The sequence below is a fragment of the Tannerella sp. genome (assembly GCF_030528505.1).
GTDB lineage: Bacteria > Bacteroidota > Bacteroidia > Bacteroidales > Tannerellaceae > Tannerella.
The window spans coordinates 1-4,956 of sequence record NZ_JAUMYS010000106.1 but is presented as its reverse complement, the minus strand read 5'-3'; the positions used below and the strand labels follow the sequence as shown (position 1 = coordinate 4,956).

Annotated in this window: 5 protein-coding genes; 4 read left to right on the top strand and 1 reads right to left on the bottom strand. The window is 51.8% G+C overall.

All coding sequences use genetic code 11. The features are described 5' to 3' along the window. Nucleotides 1–143: 143 nt before the first annotated feature. The gene (locus Q4A89_RS11560) at nt 144–614 is read right to left on the bottom strand and encodes a hypothetical protein (protein ID WP_303185657.1); all 471 of its coding nucleotides are present in this window, start codon (nt 612–614) and stop codon (nt 144–146) included. Nucleotides 615–801: 187 nt separating this feature from the next. On the opposite strand from Q4A89_RS11560, the gene Q4A89_RS11555 reads away from it, so the two are divergent. The 4 genes from Q4A89_RS11555 (at nt 802) to obgE (ending at nt 4,585) form a co-directional block, all read left to right on the top strand. Further along, complete coding sequence (locus Q4A89_RS11555) at nt 802–2,103, top strand: hypothetical protein (protein WP_303185656.1); 1,302 nt, start codon at nt 802–804, stop codon at nt 2,101–2,103. Between the two features lie 119 nt (nt 2,104–2,222). Next, nucleotides 2,223–2,765, top strand: a complete 543-nt coding sequence (locus Q4A89_RS11550) for a phosphoribosyltransferase (protein ID WP_303185654.1) — start codon at nt 2,223–2,225, stop codon at nt 2,763–2,765. A gap of 24 nt (nt 2,766–2,789) precedes the next feature. Next, nucleotides 2,790–3,368: an adenylate kinase gene (locus tag Q4A89_RS11545; protein ID WP_303185653.1), complete on the top strand. Its 579-nt coding sequence runs from the start codon at nt 2,790–2,792 to the stop codon at nt 3,366–3,368. A 59-nt stretch (nt 3,369–3,427) separates the two neighbouring features. Further along, nucleotides 3,428–4,585 (top strand): GTPase ObgE, encoded by a 1,158-nt coding sequence (gene obgE / locus Q4A89_RS11540; RefSeq protein WP_303185651.1) that lies wholly within the window; start codon nt 3,428–3,430, stop codon nt 4,583–4,585. Nucleotides 4,586–4,956 lie beyond the last annotated feature (371 nt).

Here is a 4,956-nt window from a genome sequence, read left to right as displayed (position 1 = left end):
AACACGAGTGACCTTTTTGGTGGCATGAGTAACCTTTTTGCTTACTCATACTCACAAAAACGAGCTATAAACAGGTCGTTTTCCGTTTATAGCTCGTATGGTTCTTTACCATTCGGTTACTCCTTGCCGGAGAATCTGTTCTTTCATGCGCCGGGTTTACGTTTTCCCTGCAATACAAACCGTTTACCAAGGTCTTCCTGAATCGATTTGGCATCAGGATCGCCTTGTTTGGCTGCCAATTTCACGCTCGAATAGTAAAGCAGCGCCTGCACGTAGGCCTCGTGTCCGCTGATCATCATCGTGTCGGAAATGTTGTCGGCCAACTGATCGATCAGGTTAAAGATCGGTTGCAGTGCCTGATGACGTTCAAAGTCCTTGATCATTTCCGGCGCCTCCATCATGGGCGGGATCAGCTTGGGATTGGTACCGACGTATTCGACCGTTTTGCTCACGAAGGGCATCGTCTTGTCGCTCATTTTGGGCAACGATGATCGCTCTTCTTTCGTGAGCGTGACTAAATATGGCGTCAGTAACTCGCGCAGTTCGTTCACTCTTCCCTGTACCTGTGTCACAACCTCCTGGGGTATGACCACATCAATCAAATTCTTTGCCATAACTTTTTATTTTTAAATTCAGGTCGCTCCAAAGATACTATTTCGACTGCTAAAATGCAAGGTTTTCGGGTGTTTTTTTCGGTTTTCGGCTGCCGGAAATGTTTTTTTTCGACGTTTGTTATACGATTACCGGACAAGAATCCGTATCTTTAGCGCGAGAAAGTTAACGAACGAAGAATCTACGGCTATGTCGAAGAAAAGAAAACAGTCGAAACAAACGGAGCACGAACGCCGCAAGACAGACGAAGCGCGGCGACAGAACCACTATGTAAAGCGCTTGTTTGCGTTGCTGAAGCATTTGGGCTTCGCCGAGGCTATCCCGCTCTTCGACAAAAAGCTGCTCAAGTTGCTGTATTTTGCGCGTCCTGCGTTACTGCGCATGGATACGTCGGGGGTAAGAGATTTGGATGGAAATTACAAAGCGTTTATTCAGACCGAATTCTATCGCCTTATGGGGCGACATAAGATTCCGTTTTCGGAACAGGAGGGTGAGACGCGCATGATTTCGTGTGCCGATTACTTCGAATTGTGGATGCCGCTGACCCTGCAACTGAGCATCGAGATGAGGAAACCTTCGGAACGTGCCGGCCGAGAGCGCATTCTGAACGTGTTTAAGGCACACGGTACCGTCATCCTCATCGATATGGAAAACGAGCATTTCAGCGACGAGTATAACCGGCTTTTCGACCGGATGAACAACCAGTACTGTACGTGTCTGCTGCTGCAACTTTATCAGCTCTGCAACCCCTGCATCCACCTGCTCTGGATTACCCGGCTGCAACTCGACGAATACAATCAACGTATCGGGCATGTCGCATGGCTGGCCTCGCGTGCTCCTAAATGGATATGGGGCACCGACCGCAAAGGCGAACGGCGCAAATTATACCGCGTAGGCTTCCCCCTCGGCCCGAATGACGAAATCTACTGGCACTCGGCATGTATTCCCAACAATCCCTATATCCTCATGGACCCCGATCGCCGCTACGAAATCTATATACAGGAACATGCCGTGGTACGCATGTTCGAACGGCTCGACGGCGTAGCCGCACAGATAATCAACACGTACATGAACCTCAGCTTCATTGAGTGGGACGTCGACTGGTACAAAGGTTCGCTGCTGATCGCCTTCAAACTCTTCGAACAGAAAGTAGGCTATTTCTTTGCCGACTTTACAAAAGAGCGCAAAATCGTGATCCGCACCTTCTACTTCATCACCTATGACCATACGCCCGAAGGCGAAATGCTCTCGAGCTATGCCGGACTCAAAGCGCTCGATAAAAAATTTCTCTGTATCGACCGGCTCAGCACGTTTCTGGCTTCCGACTTCGATCGCGGCTCAAAGCTGGCTACTCTCTTCCGCGAAGCCGGATGTGCTCACCTGCTCAATCGCGAAGCCCTCCGATGCGGTATCGACGCCGAAGCCAAGCTGACAGGCGTTTCGAACGAGTTTATCGAAAAATACCTCTCGACCCTCGATATGAAAGCCTGACCATACCTCCCCTTCGCCGGTCTTCCTTCCGACCGTCAACCGCCCGATTTTCATTCGCCCTGATACGATTCTGAAAATTATCATGTATCTTTGCCCCCCTGAACAAAAACGAAGAAACGATGAAGAAGCAAATCCGACTGAAAGATAAGGTGTTCGAATTGTATATCCCCGAAAAGGAAATCGTCCGGGCCATCGAACGGATGGCCGAAGAAATCCGCCGGGATATGGAAGGAAAAGACCCTCTCTACGTAGGCATCCTCAACGGAGCCTATATGTTCGTGGCCGAACTGATGAGTAAACTCCCGGTCACCAGCGAACTGACCTTCGCCGCCTATTCATCGTATCACGGCACGAAATCGGACGGCATCGTCAAAGAGCTGCTGCCCATCCGCAGCAACACCCGCAACCGCCCCATCGTCCTGCTCGAAGACATCATCGATACGGGACTGACGATGCACTACGTCACCCGCCGCCTCAAAGAAGAAGGCGCGACCGACGTGCGTCTGGCCACGATGCTTATCAAACCGGCCTCGCTCCAGTGCGACCTGAAACCCGACTACGTAGGCATGGAAATCGAAAACGACTTCATCGTCGGATTCGGACTCGACTACGATGGGCTCGGACGCTCGACACGAGACATCTACCAAATCAGAGACAATTAATCAACATTTTATCTATAAGAACTCATGTTAAATATCGTAATTTTCGGTGCGCCCGGCTCAGGCAAAGGGACACAAAGCAAACTGATGGTCGAACATTACGGCCTCGATTACATTTCGACGGGCGACATGCTGCGCAACGCCATCCGTGAAGGAAGCGAACTGGGAAAAACAGCCCAAACCTACATCGACAAAGGCCAACTGGTTCCGGACGAACTGATTATTCGCCTCATGGGCGAATTCCTCGACAACAAAAAAGGCTCGAAAGGCGTCATCTTCGACGGATATCCCCGCACCATCCCCCAAGCCATCGCCCTGAAAGAAATGCTCAACGAACGCGGTACGGACGTCTCGATCCTGCTCGATCTCCAAGTCGACGACGACGAACTGATTGCCCGCCTCCTCGAACGCGGCAAAATATCGGGACGCTCGGACGATAACCTCGAAACCATCCAGTCACGCCTCGATGTGTACCATACGCAAACCGCCCCGCTGGCCACACACTACATCAGCGAAGGCAAACATGCCGCCATCAAAGGAACCGGCTCGATCGAAGATATTTTCAACCGCATCGACGAAGCGATAAAGAAAGTAACGGGACACTAACCCTCCCGTTCCTTTTTTGTTTTCCGAAAAAAACGTTTCCCACTCATTGAAAAAATTATATGGCCGAATCGAACTTTGTAGACTACGTAAAAATTTATTGCCGTTCGGGGAAAGGCGGGGCAGGCTCGGCCCATTTCCGGAGGGAGAAGTACATCCCGCGCGGAGGCCCCGACGGTGGCGACGGCGGACGGGGCGGACATATCTACCTGCGCGCCAACCGCAACTACTGGACCTTGCTCCACCTCAAGTTCGAACGCCATATCCTCGCCACCTCCGGACAAGGAGGAAGCAGCAAACGCAGTACCGGTAAAGACGGCGAAGACCGCATCATCGAAGTGCCCTGCGGCACCGTCGCCTTCGACGCCGAAACAGGCGAATACCTCTGCGACGTTACGACCGACGGCCAACAGGTGATGCTGCTGCGCGGCGGACGCGGCGGACGCGGCAACGTGCATTTTAAAACCGCAACGAATCAGGCGCCCCGCTACGCACAACCCGGCGAACCCTATCAGGAACGAATGGTCGTGCTCCAACTGAAACTGCTGGCCGACGTCGGACTCGTTGGCTTCCCCAACGCAGGGAAATCGACGCTGCTCTCCGTCGTCTCGGCCGCCAAACCGAAAATCGCCAATTACCCGTTTACCACCCTCGAACCGAATCTGGGTATCGTCAAATACCGCGACAACCGCTCGTTCGTCATGGCCGATATCCCCGGCATTATCGAAGGCGCCAGCGAAGGCAAAGGACTGGGATTGCGCTTCCTGCGCCATATCGAGCGAAACTCGCTGCTCCTGTTTATGATTCCTGCCGATGCCGACGATATCCGCAAAGAATACGAGATTCTGCGCAACGAACTGGAACAGTATAATCCCGGTCTGGCCAACAAAAACAAAGTGCTGGCCATCACGAAAAGCGATTTGCTCGACGACGAACTGATGGAAGCGCTGGCCGAAGAACTCCCGACAGGCATTCCACACCTCTTTATTTCGTCGGTCACGGGTGCCGGAATCGCGGAACTCAAAGACCTGCTATGGAACGAGCTGAACCGTGAAACCTTCCACGACGCCGAACAGATTGTCCACCGCGATATGGACATGCGCTTCGTCCCGATTGACGACGAGGAAGACTGGGACATCCCGGCTGCCGAAAAAGACGATACCATCGACTACCTCGACAACGAGGAAGAAGAAGACGAGCCGTATCCGGATTTTCAGTAAGCTCGAATTGGGCGTTTAGTTGTGGGGCGACAATCAGCAGTCAGCTGTCGTCATTCTCATTAGCATTCAGCCATCAGTATTCAGCAGTCAGTCTTTCGGACGTTTAGTTGTTTAGTTGTTTGTTGTTTAGCGTTCAACTCAACAAATAAACAATTCAACATCTCAACGCCCGAAAGGCTTCACTTTTCACATATGGAAAGAGGGAGCGTGTCATTTCGACACTCCCCCTCCCCAATCTTTAAGAACTTGGCAGCGGTAGCCTTTCACAAGGCTTTTTGTAATGCTGCTTTTTTATTTCACAATAACCTTATGTACCGAACCGTCTTTAAGCGTTACGACGTATACGCCGCGTTGCATCGGAATCGGCGTAT

Excerpts from the sequence above, each read along its gene's own strand:
- Q4A89_RS11560 (WP_303185657.1), bottom strand. The coding sequence starts at position 614 with ATGGCAAAGAATTTGATTGATGTGGTCATACCCCAGGAGGTTGTGACA.
- Q4A89_RS11555 (WP_303185656.1), top strand. The coding sequence starts at position 802 with ATGTCGAAGAAAAGAAAACAGTCGAAACAAACGGAGCACGAACGCCGC.
- Q4A89_RS11550 (WP_303185654.1), top strand. The coding sequence starts at position 2,223 with ATGAAGAAGCAAATCCGACTGAAAGATAAGGTGTTCGAATTGTATATC.
- Q4A89_RS11545 (WP_303185653.1), top strand. The coding sequence starts at position 2,790 with ATGTTAAATATCGTAATTTTCGGTGCGCCCGGCTCAGGCAAAGGGACA.
- obgE (WP_303185651.1), top strand. The coding sequence starts at position 3,428 with ATGGCCGAATCGAACTTTGTAGACTACGTAAAAATTTATTGCCGTTCG.